This is a genomic window from Sulfobacillus thermotolerans, assembly GCF_039623705.1.
GTDB lineage: Bacteria > Bacillota > Sulfobacillia > Sulfobacillales > Sulfobacillaceae > Sulfobacillus > Sulfobacillus thermotolerans.
In genome coordinates this window covers 1,844,022-1,865,457 of record NZ_CP133983.1, presented here as the reverse complement: position 1 = coordinate 1,865,457, position 21,436 = coordinate 1,844,022, and the positions used below count along the sequence as shown (strand labels likewise).

The 21,436-nt window shown below is 52.6% G+C and carries 23 protein-coding genes; 6 read left to right on the top strand and 17 right to left on the bottom strand.

Going from position 1 to position 21,436, the window contains the following annotated elements; translation table 11 throughout:
• Nucleotides 1–61 precede the first annotated feature (61 nt).
• Both ORD20_RS09555 and ORD20_RS09550 read left to right on the top strand, forming a co-directional pair.
• Nucleotides 62–748: a response regulator transcription factor gene (locus tag ORD20_RS09555; RefSeq protein ID WP_103376148.1), complete on the top strand. Its 687-nt coding sequence runs from the start codon at nucleotides 62–64 to the stop codon at nucleotides 746–748.
• Between the two features lie 105 nt (nucleotides 749–853).
• Nucleotides 854–2,260, top strand: coding sequence for a sensor histidine kinase (locus tag ORD20_RS09550; protein ID WP_158246336.1), 1,407 nt, complete (start codon nucleotides 854–856; stop codon nucleotides 2,258–2,260).
• Here the strand turns inward: ORD20_RS09550 and ORD20_RS09545 are convergent.
• The 7 genes from ORD20_RS09545 to dusB form a co-directional block, all read right to left on the bottom strand.
• Nucleotides 2,199–3,545: an APC family permease gene (locus tag ORD20_RS09545; protein ID WP_103376146.1), complete on the bottom strand. Its 1,347-nt coding sequence runs from the start codon at nucleotides 3,543–3,545 to the stop codon at nucleotides 2,199–2,201. The genes ORD20_RS09550 and ORD20_RS09545 overlap by 62 nt on opposite strands.
• Nucleotide 3,546: 1 nt before the next feature.
• Nucleotides 3,547–3,882, bottom strand: coding sequence for an SCP2 sterol-binding domain-containing protein (locus tag ORD20_RS09540; protein ID WP_103376145.1), 336 nt, complete (start codon nucleotides 3,880–3,882; stop codon nucleotides 3,547–3,549).
• Between the two features lie 30 nt (nucleotides 3,883–3,912).
• Entirely contained in the window at nucleotides 3,913–4,785 is an 873-nt protein-coding gene (locus tag ORD20_RS09535; RefSeq protein ID WP_430626130.1) for a quinate 5-dehydrogenase, read from the bottom strand.
• Between the two features lie 81 nt (nucleotides 4,786–4,866).
• Nucleotides 4,867–5,997: a lysine--tRNA ligase gene (locus tag ORD20_RS09530; RefSeq protein WP_430626704.1), complete on the bottom strand. Its 1,131-nt coding sequence runs from the start codon at nucleotides 5,995–5,997 to the stop codon at nucleotides 4,867–4,869.
• A gap of 11 nt (nucleotides 5,998–6,008) precedes the next feature.
• Entirely contained in the window at nucleotides 6,009–6,482 is a 474-nt protein-coding gene (greA, locus tag ORD20_RS09525) for a transcription elongation factor GreA (protein ID WP_103376142.1), read from the bottom strand.
• Nucleotides 6,483–6,601: 119 nt separating this feature from the next.
• Nucleotides 6,602–7,159 carry a transcriptional regulator gene (locus ORD20_RS09520; RefSeq protein ID WP_103376141.1) on the bottom strand — a complete coding sequence of 186 codons (558 nt, stop codon included), beginning with the start codon at nucleotides 7,157–7,159 and terminating at the stop codon, nucleotides 6,602–6,604.
• Nucleotides 7,150–8,121 (bottom strand): tRNA dihydrouridine synthase DusB, encoded by a 972-nt coding sequence (gene dusB / locus ORD20_RS09515; RefSeq protein ID WP_242968591.1) that lies wholly within the window; start codon nucleotides 8,119–8,121, stop codon nucleotides 7,150–7,152. The genes ORD20_RS09520 and dusB overlap by 10 nt, the downstream gene beginning before the upstream one ends.
• Nucleotides 8,122–8,475: 354 nt before the next feature.
• On the opposite strand from dusB, the gene ORD20_RS09510 reads away from it, so the two are divergent.
• Nucleotides 8,476–8,904: a MarR family winged helix-turn-helix transcriptional regulator gene (locus ORD20_RS09510; RefSeq protein WP_242968590.1), complete on the top strand. Its 429-nt coding sequence runs from the start codon at nucleotides 8,476–8,478 to the stop codon at nucleotides 8,902–8,904.
• A complete protein-coding gene (locus tag ORD20_RS09505) occupies nucleotides 8,901–10,175 on the top strand; it encodes an MFS transporter (RefSeq protein ID WP_103376139.1) in 1,275 nt (424 codons plus the stop codon). The genes ORD20_RS09510 and ORD20_RS09505 overlap by 4 nt, the downstream gene beginning before the upstream one ends.
• A gap of 10 nt (nucleotides 10,176–10,185) precedes the next feature.
• On the opposite strand, the gene ORD20_RS09500 is transcribed toward ORD20_RS09505, so the two are convergent.
• The gene (locus tag ORD20_RS09500) at nucleotides 10,186–11,013 is read right to left on the bottom strand and encodes a hypothetical protein (RefSeq protein WP_146039081.1); all 828 of its coding nucleotides are present in this window, start codon (nucleotides 11,011–11,013) and stop codon (nucleotides 10,186–10,188) included.
• A gap of 230 nt (nucleotides 11,014–11,243) precedes the next feature.
• Nucleotides 11,244–12,425 carry an MFS transporter gene (locus ORD20_RS09495; RefSeq protein ID WP_103376137.1) on the bottom strand — a complete coding sequence of 394 codons (1,182 nt, stop codon included), beginning with the start codon at nucleotides 12,423–12,425 and terminating at the stop codon, nucleotides 11,244–11,246.
• A gap of 80 nt (nucleotides 12,426–12,505) precedes the next feature.
• On the opposite strand from ORD20_RS09495, the gene ORD20_RS09490 reads away from it, so the two are divergent.
• Nucleotides 12,506–13,018 carry a MarR family winged helix-turn-helix transcriptional regulator gene (locus ORD20_RS09490; RefSeq protein ID WP_158246335.1) on the top strand — a complete coding sequence of 171 codons (513 nt, stop codon included), beginning with the start codon at nucleotides 12,506–12,508 and terminating at the stop codon, nucleotides 13,016–13,018.
• Nucleotides 13,019–13,155: 137 nt separating this feature from the next.
• Here ORD20_RS09490 and ORD20_RS09485 read toward each other — a convergent pair whose 3' ends face one another.
• The 8 genes from ORD20_RS09485 to ORD20_RS09450 form a co-directional block, all read right to left on the bottom strand.
• Nucleotides 13,156–14,163 (bottom strand): DUF1641 domain-containing protein, encoded by a 1,008-nt coding sequence (locus ORD20_RS09485; protein WP_103376135.1) that lies wholly within the window; start codon nucleotides 14,161–14,163, stop codon nucleotides 13,156–13,158.
• A gap of 36 nt (nucleotides 14,164–14,199) precedes the next feature.
• On the bottom strand, nucleotides 14,200–15,339 hold the full coding sequence (locus ORD20_RS09480; protein WP_103376134.1) for an NAD(P)/FAD-dependent oxidoreductase: 1,140 nt from the start codon (nucleotides 15,337–15,339) through the stop codon (nucleotides 14,200–14,202).
• Between the two features lie 42 nt (nucleotides 15,340–15,381).
• Entirely contained in the window at nucleotides 15,382–15,612 is a 231-nt protein-coding gene (locus tag ORD20_RS09475) for a sulfurtransferase TusA family protein (RefSeq protein WP_242968589.1), read from the bottom strand.
• Between the two features lie 85 nt (nucleotides 15,613–15,697).
• Nucleotides 15,698–16,096 carry a DsrE family protein gene (locus ORD20_RS09470; protein WP_173677108.1) on the bottom strand — a complete coding sequence of 133 codons (399 nt, stop codon included), beginning with the start codon at nucleotides 16,094–16,096 and terminating at the stop codon, nucleotides 15,698–15,700.
• Between the two features lie 236 nt (nucleotides 16,097–16,332).
• Nucleotides 16,333–16,710, bottom strand: a complete 378-nt coding sequence (locus ORD20_RS09465) for a hypothetical protein (RefSeq protein WP_430626129.1) — start codon at nucleotides 16,708–16,710, stop codon at nucleotides 16,333–16,335.
• Nucleotides 16,631–17,896 carry a DUF58 domain-containing protein gene (locus ORD20_RS09460; protein ID WP_430626128.1) on the bottom strand — a complete coding sequence of 422 codons (1,266 nt, stop codon included), beginning with the start codon at nucleotides 17,894–17,896 and terminating at the stop codon, nucleotides 16,631–16,633. The genes ORD20_RS09465 and ORD20_RS09460 overlap by 80 nt, the downstream gene beginning before the upstream one ends.
• Nucleotides 17,893–18,831: an AAA family ATPase gene (locus tag ORD20_RS09455; RefSeq protein ID WP_103376131.1), complete on the bottom strand. Its 939-nt coding sequence runs from the start codon at nucleotides 18,829–18,831 to the stop codon at nucleotides 17,893–17,895. The genes ORD20_RS09460 and ORD20_RS09455 overlap by 4 nt, the downstream gene beginning before the upstream one ends.
• A 45-nt stretch (nucleotides 18,832–18,876) precedes the next feature.
• Nucleotides 18,877–19,983 carry a type III pantothenate kinase gene (locus ORD20_RS09450; protein WP_430626127.1) on the bottom strand — a complete coding sequence of 369 codons (1,107 nt, stop codon included), beginning with the start codon at nucleotides 19,981–19,983 and terminating at the stop codon, nucleotides 18,877–18,879.
• Nucleotides 19,984–20,131: 148 nt separating this feature from the next.
• Here ORD20_RS09450 and ORD20_RS09445 point away from each other — a divergent pair, with 148 nt between their 5' ends.
• Nucleotides 20,132–21,352, top strand: coding sequence for a molybdopterin molybdotransferase MoeA (locus ORD20_RS09445; protein WP_173677107.1), 1,221 nt, complete (start codon nucleotides 20,132–20,134; stop codon nucleotides 21,350–21,352).
• The last annotated feature ends 84 nt before the right edge of the window (nucleotides 21,353–21,436 follow it).

The window sequence follows — 21,436 nt, the reverse complement described above, 5'->3', positions numbered from 1 at the left end:
CGGGCCACTGCCTATTTAGACGGGCTTTTCAGTATAATAGTCGTGAAAGGATGGGGAGCGCGTGCATACCTTACTCATCGAAGATGATGATCGTGTTGCTCGATTGATAACATTAGAACTCCGACATGCCGGTTGGGATGTGCAATGGTGCGCCAAAGGTCGTGATGGATTGTCAGAAGCCGTTGGCGGTAGCTACGATGTCGTGATATTGGACTTGATGCTGCCTGACATCGACGGGTTGAAAGTGTGCCAATCGCTACGCCAAGTCTCAGATACGCCCATTCTCATTTTGACGGCACGCGATGCCGTTATTGACCGCGTGCGCGGGCTTGATGCTGGGGCCGATGATTATCTAGTCAAGCCTTTTGCAACGGCTGAGCTGCTTGCACGAATGCGAGCCTTAACACGGCGTCCTGCCAACGTATTTCATCAAGATGATATGATTAAAGTAGGGCCACTAGAGCTCTATCCCATGCGCCATGAAGTTCGCTTAATGAACAGCACGATTGATCTGACCCGTCGCGAATTCGATTTGTTGCAATACTTTATGCAAAATGTCGGGATTACCCTAACGCGCGATATGATTCTCGACCGCGTATGGGGATGGGGTTACTCGGGGGCTTCAAATATTGTCGATGTCTATGTCGGATATCTGCGGCAAAAAGTAGGTCTTCCCACCGAAGAACTCAACCTCGTCACAATTCGCGGCGTCGGTTATGTGTTAAAATTCGAAGCGTCTCCAGCGTAGACTCCACAACCAGCGGAGATGAAGGGCAAGCGGGCCATCAAAGCGATGCGGCCCCGTAATCTAGGTGCGCGTCTTATCACTTCTTGAACAATGACAGGTGGCATTATGGACAACAACTTTGTTCCGCCAAAAGGCGGTGGAGCCGGGCGCACCCAGGTTTCTCGAAAGCACCTGGTTACCTATCCTAAAAGTTTGCGCACACGTTTCACCATTCAAACGGGTGGGGCTATTGTTAGTTTAGTCGTTGCCTTTGCTCTGATTACCCTTTTTGCCGTGAGTATTCATTTGTATGATGCTGCTGTCAGTGACGCCTCGAGCGTTTATTCGGGCATTTCTGAAGCGCATGGCACTACACTGCAGGTCCTTTTGCATGAATATACCCGCAAAGTCGATCCGCATGTTTGGATATTGAAAGACCATCGCGTCTTATTTCGCTCACCTAATACGACCCCATATCCCTTTGGCCCCCTAACCAATGCCATCGTCCCCCATCCGCTCTCCTCGCGCTTAGTCCACGAGCGGGAAGGCCTGCAGTACGTTGTAGACTGGCCCCTGCGCCCAGACATTGATCTGTTAGGCGATTTAGTCTTAGTCATGGGCATAACAGGGGTAGCAGCAGCAGCGGGCGGCGTCCTGCTTGGTCGTTGGACGACACACCGAGTCCTTGAGCCGGTTAAGCGTATGACGCATTCCGTCGAACGCATGTTGGCTACGAATCAATTTTTGCCGGTGGAAAACCCGTCGCGCACCGATGATGAATTCAGCCGACTGGCTGGACTCCTCTCTCAATTAGTGCAAACGCTGGAATCCAGGTGGCAAAGGGACCGAACATTGCTGGCTGACGCAGCCCATCAATTGCGTACTCCTCTTGAAGTCATTCGTGGCAATTTAGACATCCTCCGCGATTGGGATACGATCGATCGCGCTACGGAAGAAGAAACGATTGCCGCTATTGACCGGGCCGTCTCGGAAATGATTACGCTAGTGGGAGATCTTCTCACGTTGGAACACGTGCGCAATGACGGACCGGTCGAGCTGGCCCCCTACTCTCTGCGGCCTCTGTTAGAAGATGCGGTGGAAGATGCGCGAGCTCTTAACCCAGACCTGCACATTACCCTTCACGCCGTTCATACCCACCGCATCTTGGGCCACGAACCGTTCGTACGGCGGGCGTTATGGGCCGTACTCGAAAATGCCGTCAAGTATAGTCCGCCTGGGGGGGCCATTGATATCGACATCATTCCCCAAGGACCATTCTTAGGAATCACCATCCAAGACCATGGGCCAGGAATCCCACCAGAAGATATTCCCCATATTTTTACGCGCTTTTTTCGCGGGACTAATGGGCATGGCAAGCCCGGAACTGGACTCGGGTTGAGTATTGCAGAGGCGCTAATGAAATCCCAACGAGGCTCAATTACTGTACACTCTACGGCCCACGGAGCTGCTTTTACCTTGTGGTTTCTTCGGGCTCCGAACTCATCACCGGGTTCCGCCGAGGAGCCTTTTTAAGACGTGGAACATAATACCAAACATAGCCGGTCACGATGGCTGTCAACCCCATAACGAATAAGAGCGCCGTGGGTATGCCCCCGGTCGTGGTGAGCAACGCTCCCACTCCTAACAGCAAAAATACGGCGCCGACAATAAGCGCGGCCCACGGATAACCCAGCGCCCGAAAAGGCCGCGGTCGCTGCGCTTCCCGCCTACGGAGGGAAAATACCAGCCACGCCGATAAGGCGTACACCAATCCTTCGACGCCCGCTCCGGCGTTGATCAAAACGGTATACCATCCCGTCGCCATGACTCCTAAAGCCAGCGCTAAGGATAACCCAGCTAGAAGCAAGAGCGCATAAGACGGCACCCAATATTTATTCAGATGAGACAAACCCCGTGGCAGGGTCTTCTCGCGCGCCAACGCGTAAACAAATCGCGAGGCGGTAAAGAGTCCCCCATTGAAGGTCGTCATGGCGGTCGTCATGGTAATGATCACCATCCACCAAAATCCCCAGCGCCCCAAGGCTTTCTCTCCGACAATCAATTGCGGGATGAGTGTAGCATGCAAAGCGCGGATATCCGGAAAAATCACGCTAATCGCTACGGTAAAAAGGCCAAAAGCCACTGCAATCAACCCCAACGCCATGTACATGCCGCGCGAAATCGCTCTGGCATCATCAAATTCTTCTGCCAATGGCGTCACCCATTCGAAGCCTACGTAAATAAATACCCCTAACGCCACCGCTTGAAAAATTCCAGGACCGACATGAAATAGCGGTTGGCCATGAGGCCAAGGAGTCTTTCCTAAAATAATCAGCGAAATCACAACCAGAGTCATCAAGAGCACGGCACCGTTAATATCTTGGATTTTACCTGATACCCTAATACCACGCAGATTGGCTCCTGCAATCGCCCCTAACAACAAAACAATCCATAGCCAACCTGGTATTATCGGCACGGCGGCATGAAATGCTTGAGCCAATACAAAAGCATCCGCCGCAATCACAAAAACCACCGTGGCGGCATAGACCAAAGAGATAATTAACGATAGCCTGTCGTTTAGGCCCTTGCGTGTCCAGACCCGAATAGCGGCCGCCGATGGATAAAGACCGCTGAGTTCTGCAAAATTGCTGGCAGAAAAAATAATGAGGCCTCCTGCCACGAGCAAGGCAATCCATGCCGAAGCCCCACCAGCGTATTCGGCCACTTCTACACAGGCCAAAAAATTGATAGCGGCAGAAGCTAAACCAGCACTCGTTGAAACGGCCGTGCGAAGCGGCAACACATGCCTCGAGGCCATCTTATTCCCCCCAAATCAACAGCGTAATAATATCCAGCCGCATCAAATCATCTTGGCTCCCTTTCACCAAAAGGTCCCCCGCATTATAAGGCTCCGTCGGACTCATTGCACCTGAAAAAATAGCTTGGATGATGTCATAAGGGGCTTGAATCTGCAAATCAGGTTCTACAGCAGGTCCCTCGCCTGCCGTAATCACGCCCTCTTGACTGGTCAGCCAAAAAGATTGCGCGCGGTCCGTCGCTACAATGGCAATCCGCCGAGTCCAGTCGCGATTCATCTGACGCAGACGGGAATTAGCATTGCATTGCGCAGCAAAATGTTCTAGGGTCTTGAGCATATCTGTTAGCCTCTTTCTTCACGTTATTCTCTAGTGGGACGCATTTCCCTTTGCACCTTCAAATCGGCTCACATGCCACTGCAGTCCCGCATTCATCACAACATCCGCCCAGCCGTTGTCTTCCGGTCGCACGCCCGATATCGCCACCAGCGCCGCTTCCATCACGTTCGTACCAAAACTACGCCCGTCTAAGAACGGCGTCGTGGTCACCAAGGTCTGTAAATGGCGTTCCTCCAACAACAAGCGATCGTCTTTCGTCGTGGTATTCGTCACGATTACCTTACCCTGTAACTGATCGGGCAAGTAGCGGCGAATGAAGTGAAAATCTCCAGCGATAATGTCGGCTTCATTAAAATATTTTCCATAAGCATTGTTGGACACGGTATGGTCTTGTTCAGAACCCGTAGGATACAACATCGAGAAAGGCATTTTGATGAGATCTGGCAAAAGCTTTCGGGCAAACTCTTCGAAATCGCCCGCGATTGTTGGAAAGCCCATGGTATAGAAGGCCTCAGCCATTCCAAATCGATCCATTGCGGAGACTAAAAGAACTTTTTGATGCGGGTTGATAAGACCCATTTCCACCAATTGCTGAATCACATGGGGTTCCCACACCGCTTTGAGCCCACTACCATCCACAACCGGCGTATGGCGCGCGGCTTGGGCAAGCTTTTGAGCATCTCGAATTTCATATCGCTGACTTTTAACAACAAGATACCGGTCAATGCCACCTAAACCGATCACATCGACCTTCCCGTCCAACGATGCAATCCATTGCCGTGCACGTTCCATATCGCCATCTGTACCCCGCCGCACAATCTCCACAGCCTGGTCTAATATGACTGCGGTCGTCTGATGATCACGGCGCGCACTACCAAGGCTGACACTGACCACGTGTTTCATTAAATTTCTCAAAGCCTCCCATAGAAAAAAGCTGTGCACAATATTGCACACAGCTAGTGTATCGCCTTTTTCTTCTTATTCCTAGAGCTCGTCTACACTTCCTAAGGGTCGCATCGTCGGGAAAAGAATGACATCCTTGATAGACGGACTATCAGTCAACAACATTATCAGGCGGTCAATACCAATTCCCAACCCCCCCGTCGGTGGCATTCCATGCTCTAGGGCGTTAAGAAAGTCTTCATCAAGGGGAGGCACTTCATCGTTACCCTGACGCCGCTGTTCTTGCTGGGCTAAAAACCGTTCGCGCTGGTCTAATGGGTCATTGAGTTCAGAAAAGGCATTGGCCAATTCACGCCCTGCCACAAACAATTCAAAGCGCTCCGTGAGGTGTGGATGGTGCGGATCGCGTTTCGCTAAGGGCGAAATATCCACGGGATGATGCCACAGAAAGGTGGGTTGTACCAAATCCGGCTCCACAACTGACCCAACAATCTTGTCAAAGCCCCCTACAATCAAGCGCTTAAGATGCAGCTCAAGCGCAATGCGCAGATAAAGCGTCATGTCGAGCGCATTATGGTGGGTCGCGAAGGGCCGAGCTTCAGTACCTCCTGCCAAGGGCAGGAGGACCGGAGTTTCAACTTCGGTAAAATGGCGTTCAGCGAGAAATTGGCGGATAAACGTAATGGTTCGACTGCGGATATCAAAAACCCTCCGCACTTCCGGATTGACTAACAAGTCGAGATAGCGTTGCCGATAGCGTAAATCGATATTCGTCAGCCCATGCCGCTTATCGGGTAAATCTAGCAAACTTTTGCTCAGATATTCAAACGTTTGCACCTCAATGGAAATTTCTCCACGGCGCGTCTTAAAGACAGTGCCCTCTACTCCTAGGATGTCACCGAGATCTAGATACTCGGTGAGCCCGAACAACTCGGGGCCCACAATGTCTTCCCGAATGTGGCACTGAATTTTGCCTTCTTCATCCGCCAAATCCAAAAACATGGCCCGACCATGGGTACGAATCGCCATCACACGACCTGCGACCCGCACGGTCCGACCTTCCCACTCCTCGTAGTTTGCATGTAAATCAGCGCTATGCGCTGTCACATCGAAGCGGGTCGGCTGATACGGATTGACGCCCCGCGCTCGCAACGCCTGCAATTTTCCAAGCCGCACCGCGCGGGGATCAAAACTTTCCTCTGCCAAAATCAGCCCTCCAAAAGTTATGAAATCTTCACAATCTGCATCCGAATTTTGCCAACCGGCGCAGACACTTCCACAATTTGTCCGACTCTCGCTCCCATCAACGCTTTACCAACGGGAGATTCGTTTGAAATATGATTTTTGTTGGGATCGGCCTCAGCAGCTCCCACTAGTGTGTACTCTTCTTCAAAATCTTCTTCCAAATCTTTGACAGTCACCACCGACCCAATGTGAACGGCATTGGGGTCGACATTGTGATTGTCTACAACCTTAGCTTGACGGAGCATTTTTTCAAGGGTCTGAATTCGGCCTTCTACAAAAGCCTGCTCATTTTTCGCGTCCTCATACTCGGAGTTCTCGGATATATCCCCAAATTCCCTAGCCGTCTTAATACGTTCTGAAACCTCATGGCGTTTGACCGTCTTAAGATTTTCCAGTTCTGTTTCGAGCTTTTTGAGGCCCTCTTCGGACACTAGCAACTCCTTGTCGCTCAAAATGATACCCCGCTTTCTTTAGTTAACGCTGACTGATGAATGTTACGGAAAAATTTGCTCTCGTATGCTATGTGGACCCATTATATACATTTGGCGCCGCCATGCAATAATCCGTATCACTATTTTGGCGAATCGTTCAAAGATAGCCCGCCTTCAGACACAGCCAGAATAGTTTTTCGCAACGAGTCAATATCCACCACCACATCAGCGCTGAGAGGCGTTTCCCCTAACACTACCGGGATTACAGCACGGCTGTCTAGCAATGCCGCCATTAGGCGCACCCGCGCGTTGGAGGCTAATAAGATAATGGCATCAAACTGACGAAATCGGCTGGCAAGGTCCATGATCTCATTAATCAATTCTATGCCATTTTTTGACTGCGCGTACTCCCAACGCTCTTGGTTAGTCATCACCCAACACAGTTCTACGCCAAGATCCTGGCACGTCTTACGAATTTCCTCCGTATTCTGCACAGGAAAGCCAATCACGGCTATCGAGCGTCCTTTACGAAGCTCACCAACCGTCTCTAGACGCGAGACAAAAGATCGATCCACGTGAAACTTTCGGGCCACATCTTGTTGAGACAGACCTTGAGAGCGGGCCAAAAGAATTTGCTCGGCCATATCGGTAATGCGGGACAAACTAACCACTTTGTCTCCGATGCGGATTAAATCCACGTCAAATCCTCATTGCGTGCATGATTCAACCACTCCGCAATGAGTCGCTCGGCATCTTCCAACGTCTCGATCGACGTCGACCGACTGCGAAAAGCCGCGGATCCCGTTGTGCCCCGCAAATACCATGCTAATTGCTTGCGCATCTCGCGAATCCCCACCACCTCACCCTTCACTTCAACCATCCTTTGCGTGTGTAAACGCGCCATTGCTGCGCGTTCTTCAGCTGATGGGGGGGAGAGATGCTGACCTGTACGAACAAACTCCGTAATCCGGCGAAAGATCCACGGATCACCAAATGAGGCGCGTCCCACCATGACCCCATCCGCATGGGTCTGTTCCATCATCCGCACAGCATCTTCGGGCGTTTTGATATCTCCATTGCCAATAACGGGTATAGACACGCGTTCTTTCACTTGACGAATAAAGTCCCAGTTCGCTGGCCGTACGTATTGGTCATCTCGGGTACGCGCATGAATGGTTAGTGCCGCCGCTCCCACGCGCTCAAAAGCCTCAGCCAGTTGCGGGGCGGTAATCGAATGATGATCCCATCCGGCACGCATCTTCACGGTAACAGGAATATCGACCGCATTCACCACCGCTTGCACCACGGCTACGGCTCCCGGAATATCGTTTAGCAACGCAGACCCATCACCGTTCTTGACAACCTTGGGCACGGGACAGCCCATATTGATGTCAATAAGGTCACACCCTTGTGCGGCCGCCTCGCGTGCGGCTTCTGCCATCATCTCAGGGTCTGACCCTGCTATTTGAATCCCCACAGGGGTTTCTTGCGGATCAATTTCCATCAACCAGTAACTCTTAGCACTCTTATGCAATAAGGCGTTCGCATTCACCATCTCTGTAATGCATAACGTTGCACCCTGTTTTCGGGCAATCGCACGAAACGCCCGGTTAGACACGCCGGCCATCGGAGCAAGCATCACAGGTGGATCAATCGTCATGGGTCCAATTTTCATCGCGGAAAACCGTAGCCTCCTTCCCGTTTGGTGATGAACAACAACGATCACCTTCTTAAAATTTGCCACGCTATTATACCATAATCATTTGACCCTTATTCCGGGCCGCAAGCTAGCATCGCTACAGAGCCTCTTGCCTATAGTCTCCCATAACACTTGTGGAGCCATTTCTCTCCTCAATTATTTTAGGCGGGAAACTCCTCTCTCACAACGTCCTCGGGAATTTTTTCCAGAAATTCTGCCAGCGGGTCTTTGTTGCATAGGACCGTGGATTTCTTGTTATAATTAAGTAAGTTACTAAAATGAGTGTGCTCGCCCCATATTCAGGAGGTTTGTGCAATGGACCCACAATCTCGCCAAATGCTCATGGCACTCATCGCTCTGCAAGATGCTTTGGGCGGACAATACGGCACTTTATCTCGCCCTAAGTTGCGGTTGCTATTAAAGTTGACGCACTCCTCTCTCACGATTTCCGAATTAGCCGAGCGTCTCAACATCTCGTCGCCAGGTGTAACGCAAATGATTGACAAACTTCAAGCTGAAGGCATTGTCGCACGTCACAGTCCTGTAGGCGACCAACGAACGGTCTGTGTCACCCTCACCGAAACCGGGCGGCAGGTGCTGCACATCGCAGAGGCGGCTTTCTTGACGAGAGTCCAAAGCTTGCTCAAACCTTTAAGCCCGGAGGAGCAAGAAAACCTTCTCACTCTACTCAAAAAGATTACCGATCCGACTATGTCCTATGGAAAGAAGATGACCCTATCGTGAGCAGCGCTCCCTCTCCTTATACACGCAAAGGCTGGCACTCTCTAGGCACGGTTGCCCAACGCCTCATTGCGGCCCGTTTTCTTCGGAGTATCGCCCAAGGTGCCCTCGCTGTCGACTTTACCCTCTATCTCAAAGCAAGAGGTTGGAGTGCGGTCGACGTGGGATTGCTCTTGATGGCGGGCGGCCTATCTGGCGCGGTTCTGAGCCTCTTGGTGGGCATTGTCAGCGACCGCATCGGCCGCCGTCTTTTCTTACTCATCTATGAAATCGGTCTGACCGTCGGCATGGCCGCCATCATTATCCACCCCGCAGCCTGGATTATTGTCGTGACCGCAGCAATTTTTGGGTTTGGGCGCGGCGCCAACGGATCATCCGGTCCTTTCGCTCCGGCAGAACAGGCATGGCTCGCCCAATCCATTCCCGGACCGCGCCGAGGTTCTGTGTTCAGCTTTAATGCGGGTCTACAGTTTTGGGGCATGGGAATTGGATCCCTGTTGGCTGCAGTATTGCCGCATATGATTCCGGGAGCACGGGGCGCACAGGCCTATTTGCCGCTATTCTTGCTGAACTTGCTGATGGCCCTTATCAACTTAGCCCAAATTTACAGCATTCATGAATCCCCACGGCATAATGCTCATCCTTCCGAGTCCGCATCAAAGACCGACGGGGTTCCCGAGGAACACGCCATCCATCGCCGCGAAAACAGGGCGCTCACACTGCTTGCCATTGTCAATACGATCAACGCCCTCGGCATCGGACTCGTCGCCCCTTTGTTACCATACTGGTTTAATGTCAAATTCGGGGTAGGCCCCGCCGAAATTGGGCCCGTCTATGGACTGACATTTTTTCTTACGGGCATCTCATCCCTCATCATCGGCCGGGTATCCGAATCGATCGGTCTTATTCGTTCTATCGTGATTCCGCGCCTGCTTGGGGTAGTACTCCTGATTGGGATTCCTTTTATGCCAAGTTTTACGATAGCGGCCGTACTCTATGTGGTCCGTTCAATTGTCAATCGCGGCTCGGTCGGCGCTCGGCAAGCCTTTAGCCTTTCGCTTGTCCGCGATAAGCGTCGTGGCTTTGCCAGCAGTTTAAACGCTGTCTCCTGGAGCCTTCCCGCCGCTGTGGGTCCAGCCGTGGGAGGCTGGTTCATCAACATGGGATCCTTAGTCTGGCCCTTCATAATTGCGGCTGGGCTGCAGCTCGGTTACGTCATTTTATTTCCGACCATCATGGCCCAATACGAGGTCAAAAGTCCCGCGTCTCCGTAAGATCCGCGCATCACGTTTTGTGGAACACTTCGGCAGCATCGACGCCTAGGGCATGATAAAGCCGCCCCGCTGTATCGGTTAGCGGAGGCGCACCAGGAAACGAAACCGTCTCACAGGCCGCATTGTCTTGAATCACCCACGCTGGCTGGTGAATAAAATCAACTGTCAGCGTGGCTCCTTGTCCAAAATCATCCGCACACCCTTCCATAAAAGGACTGCTTGGAGGCAATGCATTCAAAATGCGAACGATTTGGTTAATTTTTTTCCGTTGACGCAGAACAAAATCCTGCGCGGAAGCGCCGTAGCGCCACGGATGATAGACGACCCGAATGTCCGCAATCTCTTGCGGGTTAAGAATTTTGGTGGATGCCGGGCGAGTTGGCGGCGTATAGGATAGGGTTTCATAGGCCATGAAACACGCATGAGGCCCTACTGGGCGAAAGTTCAAGGCAATTTCCTGATTGTTTTGGATACCCTGGCCAAACTCTATCCCTTGAATGGTATCCGATACGTTTCCATCGCTACTTTCCGCCTGGCTTAACACCCGGTAGCCGCGTTGCTCCAAAGCGCGGGTAAACCATCTTTCCGCCGTTGCGGCAGACGTCGGCACTCGGTAGGCCGTGGACATAAATTCCTGGACACCGCCGGCAGTAGGAAATCCAAAGGGAGAATTCCCTAAATGTGCTGACGTTTTGACACTGCCGGGGTAATTAGGAACCGTAACAACGCCACGGCTGTTGTCCGCGACCCATTGGGCATGGGCTGGGGGCACACCTATCAGAAGTCCTGCCATCACGACGGGACTCATTACCGCGGCGCCCAACGTCTTGTCCATCATATCGCCTCCTATTTTCCTGTAGCATTCCCAGCTCGCTCCAAAGATATGGCATGGAGAAACCAAAGGTCAACGCCGCACGCCCGAGACCCATAAAACACTTACCCTAGATTTCAACCTTTTTTCTCTGCTTGGTGCAAGCATTTTCTCTCTTTTAACGAACACTAGGGGATTGCTCATGAATAAGCAATCCCCTATTAAGAAAAAAGCACACCGCTTTTAACCCACCAACCCTATCCTTGACTCGCCACTTCCCCCATTGTGCTATGGCGCTCAAGCGCTGTAGTCAGGACGTGGCCCTGACTTAATAAGGCAATGATTCCGATGCATAAAATGCCAGCCGATACAAAAAACGGTACTGTCATCCCGAAATGCTGTCCGATTAATCCGGACAAGATCGGAGCCACTGCCGCTCCAGCCCACCGCAGAAAATTATAGGCTCCCGAAGAAATGGACCTTGAGTAAGGGGATATCTCCATGGCCAGCGTCGTAAACAACGCGTTGGCGATGCCGCAAAAAAACCCTGTAATCACCACAATGTACAACAGTGCATAACCAGGCAGAATTCCTGCTAATACAAAGAGAATCACAATAAACGGTAAATTTAAGGATAATATCGTCACCGGCTTCATGCGGCGTAGTAGCCAGTTCACCACCACCACGGATGAAAATGCCACCAATATTCCCCAGAAAAAGTAGGTATACCCCAAGGTAATCGCTTTTAGCCGGCCTAACGTGAGCGGTGAATAGGCTAAAATGGTAAAGAAGGCATAGCTATAGCTCAACCCAATCAATGCATTCGTTAAAATCGCGCGGTCACCCAACGCCCGAAAAATATCCCGCGCAGTCCTTGGCACCTCTTTTGCTGGCGGCTCTTTAACCAAAGTCCACGTCGCCAAAAAGGCAATAGCCATCAACGACGCCGTCCCGAAAAAGGGATCCCGCCAATTGAGGCTGCCGAGCGCTCCACCCAGTAAGGGACCCGACGCAATTCCCAGTCCTAAGGCGGCTTCATATAAGGTAATTGCCGGCCCCATGCCGCCCGTCGACAAGCCCACAATAATGGACAAGGCTGTGGATGTGAAGAAGGCATTGCCAAGGCCCCACCCCCCGCGAAATATCGCTAAAATCGGGATAGACGGGGACAACCCTGAACAGGTGGCAAAGACAACAACCATTCCCAATCCCAGCATCATCGTCCGTTTACCCCCCAAGCGGGTACCTAACACGCCAGAAATCAGCATGGTCAACGCCATGACCGCAATGTAGCTCGTAAACAGCCATTCCACCTGAGACGGGGTTGCTCCCATAGCCCGTCCAATCAACGGCAAAATCGGATCGACCACCCCAATGCCCATAAACGCCACAAATGTCGCAAACGCCGTCGCCCACACGGCAGACGGATAATGTTTCATTGAAATTCCTCCTTATGCGGTAACTTGTATGATACAATATCGTTGTTGCATCATACAAGTTAACGTTCATGGTAGGATGGATGTCGTTAAGATCCGTAAAGGGGCAATGCCGTATTCATGACGATAGCGTAGAGCAGGTGGAATATGCCGTAGCCGCTTTGGTCCGGCTTGTGACCGCAGCGCATCCCCGTGACCCGCGCATCGCAGCATTGGACCGTTCCGCTTACTTAATTTTGCACGAAGTACTAAGTCACCCTGATCCGCCTGCTGTGCAAGATTTGGCGGGCGAACTCAAAGTCGATTTGTCGACCATGAGTCGCCAAGTCTCCGCCATGGAGGCCAAAGGCCTCTTAGAACGCGTCCCAGAACCTCATAATTCCCGGGTACACCGCGTTCAGGCCACGCAATATGGTCGAGATCAATTTAAATTGATGAAAAGCGCCCGTCTGGAAGTCTATAAGGACATCTTGGACGACTGGCCCGAAGGTGAGCGTGCGCGCCTCGCCTATTACCTCCAAAAGCTCAGCGAATCGGTTCGCGAATATCAAAACTGCTCTAATGAAAGAAACGCGCCAGACAATAATCGGCCATGACAAAATGAGTCCCTCTCCAATCAGCGCCACGAGTGGGCAAAAACCATTCGTAGCAGACTGACGAGGAACTCACTTACAAAACAGGCGTCCGGAAGGGCACGTTTGGCCGCTCCCCACTTCTTTAAAAAGGTATGCGGTTAGCTGACCCCTTCCATGATGTGCGGCACTTTTTTCAGTACGTTAATAATCATCTTCACGCCCACTTGCACATCAGGGTCTTTAAGTGCACGCAACAGTCCCATTGCCGTCATTTTCTGCGGATCCGCCTTGGCTTCCTCTACGGCACTGGCGGCAGCATCCATAATTTTGAGTCCTAAGTCTAACAATCCTGAACGGATAGCTCCGTCAAGCGCTCGCGACGCTTCCACGACGATGCCGGACACACGCTCCACCATTTGCGTTGTGGCCGAGTCACGCACAGCACTGATTAAAGAGGAAAAGTCCACAATAGCGGCCCATGTGCCATCATGTTGCCATGACACCATCTGTTGAAACAAACTCATCATGGCATTTTGATTATCCAGCACAAAATTGAGCGCTGAGACGGTTTCAGGTTCTGATGCCCTGGCGGCCAAAGAGCCCAGCGACGACAATAACGAGGCAACGCGCTCAGCCATTGCAGGACTGGCAGAACTTTTCACAGCCGTCAGCAATGCCGTAAACTCCTTAATTGCATCCCATGTGCCGTCATGCTGCCACACATCTAGCTGCGCAGCCGCTTGCGTAAGCGACGGCGCCCGCTCGATCAGCTCCTGGGCCGCCTTTTTCGCCTCGTCACTCGCAGCCAGTGCCGTGAGTTCTCCCATATTGGACAATAAGGAGCCAACCCGCTCCGCCATAGGCGGCGTCGCCGACGCTTTAAAAGCCGCGGCTAGCGAAGCAAGCTCCACCAACGCGTTCCACGTGCCATCTTGATGCCAGCGCGCCAACTGCACCAATGTCGACTGAATGACGGCTTCATGCTCTAAGATTGTATCCACCGTGCGGCCCGCAGCCGGATCTTGCGCCTTGGCCGCCAATTCTCCAACCGTACTCAACATCGTTCCAATCCGCTCCGCCATCTGCGGCGTCGCACTGTCACGAAACGCCGTGAGCAGCGCTTTCCATTCTCCTAGGGTTTCTTCCGAAACTTCAATGGCAGCCATACGCTTACGTCCTTTCTGTATTCTCTGCCCGGCACCTTATAGAACACCTGCTGGGGTGAGCCAATACATGCGGTTATAGGCGAGCTTGAACATATGAATCATCTCGGTCGGTTCTTGGGGTTTGGGCGGATGCGCATAATCAAACTGAATGTAGGTCGCATTCTTCAAGCCAGTTTCAATAAAACAAAAGACTTTGCCGTCATAGCGAACGGAACCTAAGCCACCCCGTAGCAAATTGACGAGATTGGCCGCCACGACGTCTGCCTCAAAATGCGCCGTGGAACCTGCTTTACTAATGGGAAGATTAGTGGCATCTCCCAACACGAAGATATTGTCCGCACCTTCCATCCGCAATGAGTAGCGGTCGGTTGGAATCCAATTGCCCGCATCGCCCAATTCCGAGCGGCCAATAATGTCCTGACCGCGATGCGGTGGGATCGCAACAAGAAGGTCATAATTCAGCGTTTCTCCTTCTAAGCTGGTGATTGTGCGCTTGGCGGGATCCACATTTTCCGGATTGAAATAGATATGAGATTCGATGCCCCGCTCCGCAAACACGGGTGTGGCCCAGTTTGCAACGGGTTCAAGGGAATGGATGCGGCCAATGGGATACGTATAAACCAATTCCGTTTTGTCACCTAAACCACGCGCTTTCATCCATTCCTGCACCATAAATGTGAATTCAAGCGGGGCTACCGGGCATTTGTGTGGTACACCAACAGTCACCACAATGCGGCCCCCTTGAAAATTGTGCAACGCTTCGCGTAATTTAAGGGCCCCCTCTTCCGTGTAAAAAATATGCCCTCCTTCGGTCAATCCGGGAATCGTTTCCGGGGCCGGCCGGCTGCCTGTTGCAATCACAAGGTAATCGTAGGAGATTTTCTCGCCATCTTGCATAATCACAGCTTGGGCTTCACGGTCTATTCGTTCCGCATTGCCCACTTTCAAATGCACATGCCGATCTAAGATGTCACGTTCGGGTTTTTGAGCTTCGGCGGGCACCACTTGGTCAAAGGCAATGTATAAAAACATCGGTTGGTAAACATGCTGTGCGGATTCTGAAATAACCGTAATGTCTAATGCTCCTGTACGAAGCTCGGTGCCCATTTGCCGTGCGACTTGATTGGCGACAATGGTGCCGCCGACTCCGCCTCCAAGAATCACGATTCGCTGCATCTTCCGACGTCCTCCCTTTTGCAATAGATAATATGAAGCCTTTTATCGGACTTTTTTGACTTGCACCTTATAAATGCCGTCTTCTTCGCGATTTTGCACAACTTCATGACCTGCACGCGCCACCCATTCGGGAATATCTTTCGCGCTGCCTGCATCCGACGACCAGATCTCAAACACGGTACCAACAGCTTCCTGACGAATGCCCTTAATCAATTCCATAAGCGGCCCTGGGCAGAACGATCCGCGCGCATCAATCACTTTAATATCATCCACGATCTGCTCAACCTGCCTTTCTCTAAAGAGATCTATCGGGATCAACCATTAAAACGGCGAGTATCCCCCTACATAGGCCACATCGTTAAAACGTCAATGTCGGCTGCCCTTCGGCTTTAGCCAAAAAGCCCGCCACCCCCATCACCTCATCAAAAACGGGATGCATCTCACCGAGCGTCCAATGATATAAATCCATCACCAGTCCACAGGCATATAGCTTAACCTCGCCAAAGTCTTTTGCTTGTTGAAATAATTCTATAAAGTCTTGTCCACCAGATGCTGCAATTTTTTGGGCAACTGGCCCTTTAACCAGCGCGGACCCAGCGATATTGGGATCTTTATGAAAAGCGGGCAATGCCTCCATCGAGACAAACACGTTGACGGGCTTCCCATAACTGCTTGCCACCACACTAAGCATGGCAGCCGCGTGCAACCGGCTGTACTCACCAGAAAGAACCATAAGATTTATTGTTTCCTCGGCCATCACAGTGCCTCCCAAAGTAGGGTAAGTGCTTGGATTGCGATTTTTATTTTACCACGATATATGAATACGCAGACTATTAGTTCAAAATAGTTTTTTATTTTATCGGAACCATGTCAAATTATTTGCAACCCTATTGGATTTTTATATGCTTCTCCCGGGCTAGATATCTCGGTTGTATTGTCTACTTAATGCGTTGCGCTCTAGACATTTTTGAGTTTCTCAATAACCAGTTAGGATTACCTAGGCTTCGTGACTTTCCGCCAAAGCCGCTGCACCTCATTGGCGCGCGTTTTCGTATCATCCTCCATGCCATAGCGCACCTGTTCATAAATTTCCGCTATTGCTCGTCCCCATTCTCCAAACCCCTGCGCGGTCAACCATTGACGCAGGGTTTCTCCCTGGCGTTTGCCTTGGTGGTGCTGTGCTGCTTGTCGCAATCCTCGGGATACCACATGCCGCACGGGCGTTAACCGCGCCGGTCTAGGTATTGGTGGACGTTTGGGTAATGACTCTATCACCACCATATCTGATGTCTTAGAAACGGAAGATACCGGCTGGATTTTCAATCGCAGTCGCCATGCTAAGAGCACGCCCGCTGCTAGTACGCGTCTCATGCACCACGCCTCCTTCAGTCCACGCCCAGTGCACGTCAACCACGGTGGGTATCTGCACACTAGACCCCGCACTCAGCCAGCCGATCACATGTCCTTGGCTTGACAATCGTTGCAATAAGAGATCGACGGCCTCGTCCCACTTGGGCGATACCACCAACAAAAGACCCGCAGGCCGTTCTTGCCGCAACAAGTTCTCTAATAATCCCTGAACATTGGTAGATACCGCAGGGGTCGCAACTGCCCATGCTAAATTCGTGAAATATTCTGCGCGCGCGGCCATTGCCGTGGTAGGCTCTAAAGAGACGCCATGACCTAATCCTGGGAGCGCACAGGATATGGTCAATCCGCACGCTAGGCCTTGATCGAACGCGATCTGCACGGCACTGGCCGCCAAGCTCAAACACGTTTCAACCGCTTGCATGTCAATCCCATGCCAAGGCACGTCGGCGGTATAGGGATGGCAAATGATATCGACCGATAGAGCACGAACCCGCTCGACGTCCTTCACCATCAGGGTGCCGGCTCGCGCCGAAGCAAACGGATGCACATCACGCAAGGGTTCCCCATACCGGTAAGGCCGAATCCCCCGGTAGTATGATGGATCTGGTTCGTCCCAGAGCCATCCCTTGGTTTCTCCCAACTCTCGCACCGCCTGCCACAATGGCAGATCGATGTCAAAGCGCCGTGGCCACACTGTAACCACGGTCGGGAGAAAGTGCCTTTGAACCGTTTCCCGCCACCCCCACAAATCGCTTTGCACCAGTGTCGTGTCCCCCAATATCCAGCGACCTCGCGCCACGCCTTTTAGGGGCCAGACCACACGCGCTTTTTGATATTCCCCTAACACAAATTCGGCGCCCACGTGATGGCTGCCGTTATCTTGCACCAAACCCTGGGGAATCTCTTGTCGCACGCGAATCCATCCAGCCGCTATGGCTAAAGGATTGCTGATAGACACGCTGTAGAGCCATTCTTGGCCAATTTCCAAGGTGATTTGCTGCGGTACGCTGTCAATGATCAGAGCCGCGTACGTACGGCGTGCCCACTTCTGCGATAAGAGGATGGCAGCGGCCACGAAGAAGCCTATGATTATCCACAGCGCGCGTCCCGCAATGATTCCGGCCAGCACCAGCAAGGCCGCAAGGGCTTCCAACAACCAAACCGGCTGTTCAGTCCCTCGCATCATTCCACCGGCACCGCAATCTGAGCCACAATCTCGTTCAACACGTCACGCACGGCCTGTTGGCGTTCGCCCCAAGTCCCCCCACGTATGCCTCCTGCCACGATTAAGCGATGCCCTAATACCACCGGCAGCGACACCTGCACATCATCGGGGATCACATAATTTCTTCCTTGCACCCATGCGTACGCCCGTAAAATTCGTATCCATTGAACAGCGGCCCGGGGTGAAGCCCCCAAAGAAATGCGGGGATGCGCACGCGTCGCCTGCACAATATCCACTACGTAGCGCACGATGTCATCCGATATATGCACTTGCTGCGACGCGTCTTGCCAGCGTAAGAGGTCGGCAGCAGAAGCCAAAGGGCTAGGCACATCGCTCGTGTCGTTTCTGGAAAATCGGGTGAGAATCTCAAATTCTTCATCCGCCGTCGGATAGCCTAATCCAAACGACAACCAGAACCGATCTTTTTGGGCTTCAGGCAGGGGAAAGGTCCCCGCCATCTCGACGGGGTTCGCCGTGGCCATAACGAAAAAGGGCCGCGGCAAAGAGTAGGTTTCCGATTCCGCGCTAACTTCCCTATCTTCCATCGCTTCGAGCAAGGCCGATTGAGCCCGCGGCGTAGCTCGGTTGATTTCATCTACCAAGACGACTTGGTGAAAAATGGGTCCCTGACGAAACGTCATCGTCTGGTTACTGGGATCATAAATCATAGCGCCCGTAATGTCTGAGGGCAATACATCAGGTGTCGCTTGAATCCGTGCATAGGATAAATCTAACAAGCGTGCCAGCGTACGTGCCAATCGGGTCTTGGCGACGCCAGGCACATCCTCAATCAGAATATGGCCGCCAGCGACCAAAGCAGAGACGGTCCAGAGCGCAGGCTGGCGTTTTCCGACGACATAACCTGTAAGCTTGTCCAATAATTGTTGAGGCGACATTCGCCCCCCTCCTTTATTTCGCCAATCAGGCCTCTATGCTTTTGTTTAAGGCGCGACCCACCTTATCGGCCCGTCGTCCCATCCGTCCCACTCCCATCCCGAAGAGGCCACCTGCCCGCCATGTTCCTCATCCAGCTCAGCAGCGGCGACCTTGCGGCTCACATCGCTAGACAAACTAAGCGCCCAGCGCCACGCGTCGGCCGGTTTAAACCATTGTCCAAGCCACGTAGCCACTTGATCCGGATCGGCTCCTTCCAACCATAACCACGCGTCGGCCACCGCTAAGACGTCGCACAGGACGCGGTAATGTTGGGCTGCTAAAGACACGACAGGCAATGTTGTGTCGGATCCCACGATACCTGCCAACCCGTAGAGACCGGCCTCAAGAGCTGGCGGATCACTTAAGAGCCACGTCAATGGGTCCGCCGTAGCCCTATCTGCCCACCAGCATAGAAGACGGCTGAGAAGCAATGGACCATAACTCTGCGCACCGCCATACACGGTAGGCTTGGGAAAAAGTCTCACCCAGCTTTGGGTTCCTAAATGCGCTACCCGCTCGACATGCCATGGCGCCTCTTTCCCATCGCCTCGGCAACAACTATCTAAATCTCTAATCCATTGGTCTACGGACACCTTGGGTATAGGAGCTAAAGCAGGCATGACAAACTGCTCCCGTCTTTGATGCCACTTCCAGGTATTGACATGGGCCGTTGCGCGCCATGGAATCGGATCGGCTCCGAAGTCTTGTATCGGCACCCGGTCCATATATCGGCCAACCGCCTCACGAATCGGCAACACCGTCAGTTGGCTGTCTTGGCATGTTTCTACAGCCTTGGCGACAACTTTCAACCCATAGCCGGGCGGCGTAATTTCCAGTGGCGGAGCATCGGATAAAGCGCTGGCAACGCGGTGAAAAACAGGTGCGAGAAGCGGCACCACCGACGCCATCACAACCTGATCCACTTGCTCTACAAGCACTTCTCGCAAAAAGCCGCGCAAAGGCACGCGGTACTCATCGGCCGTTCGTCTAACATCCGTCGATAGCCGCCATTCTTCTTGCCATACGCCATCATGAAACAGCCCCACTTTAATATGGGTATTCCCAATATCAATTGCCAATAAATAGTCGACAAACCGCAGCGGGGAATCCACCGATGTCTCCCCTTTCTTTATTCGCTCCGATGCTTTTCATCATCCCATGGTCAAGACTCTTGAGCAAGTCTTGCCCCAAGCTTGCCGCTATTTGCTAAAATAAAAACCATCTGAATGCGAACGGTCGTGATGAAAGGCAGGAATTGGCATGCTGATGTCTGTGGAAGAGGCGCAATCTCGCATCTTGGCTCATGTTCCCCCGCGTAAGACTCCCGAACTCATCTCCTTAATGGACGCATTGGGGCGCATCGTGGCCGCCCCCATAGCCTGTCACGAGGATATTCCCGGATTTGCCAACAGCTCAATGGACGGATATGCTGTGCACGCGGCCGACCTGGCCAATGCTTCGCGGGAAAATCCCATCTCTTTGGAGGTACGTGGCGTCATTGCCGCGGGGCACCCCCTTTCCCGGCCGCTCCAATCTGGTGAAGCCTATAAGATCATGACAGGAGCCCCCTTACCCCCAGGGGCTGACGCCGTGATTCAAGTGGAATGGACAACAACGCCTGCCCCAGGCCGCATGTCGGCATGGGCCCCCGTATCTCCCGGGCAAAATGTCCGCCAAGCCGGGCAAGACATGCGCGCCGGCCAAAAGATTTTAGAGCCTGGCACCGTCTTGAGTCCGCCCTTAATCGGTATCCTCGCGTCATTAGGGATGGACCACGTTCCCGTCATGCCCAAGCCCCACGTAGCTATCGTGTCAACAGGCGATGAGTTGGTCCCGCCAGGTCAGCCTCTGGGACCCGGTCAAATTCGCAATTCCAATAGCTACGCGCTCGCCGCGGCTATAACTGCGGCGGGTGGGAAACCTTGGCTTTTGCCTCCCGCGCGTGATACCAAAGAAGCGATTGCTTCCCGCTTGGCTGAAGCCCAAACGTCAGATATCATTTTAAGTTCGGGCGGCGTATCCGTCGGCGATTTTGACTGGGTCAAACAAGTACTGGAAGAAGAAGGTCAGCTCGAATTATGGCGCGTCAATATGAAACCCGGTAAACCCTTAGCCTTTGGCATGCTCCACGGCCGCCCGTTCTTTGGGCTGCCCGGTAATCCCGTCTCAGCCCTTGTGACCTTTGAATTGTTTGTGCGCCCCATGATTCGCACCTGGTTAGCAGACGCCAACTGGCGCCGTCTTACATTGGCATTGCCCCTCTTTGAACCATTCACAGAGATTCAAGACCGCTGGCATTATGTGCGCAGTCGCTTGGTGACAGAACACGGCCAGTTGTGGGTCCACCCCTATGCGCAACAAGATTCCGCGGTGCAGTCCTCATGGATTGGGGCTGACGCCCTCATGATCGTCCCCCCTGATACCGGGCCTTACAAAGCCGGTGAGATCATGACAGTCATGCTCTTACGCTCGGGATTTTAAAATCGGAGACGGGCGTGGGAAGCGAAAGCGGCGCAAAACTGAGCCATGATCCTGTCGGTTTGACAAACAGGCGGAACTCAGCCC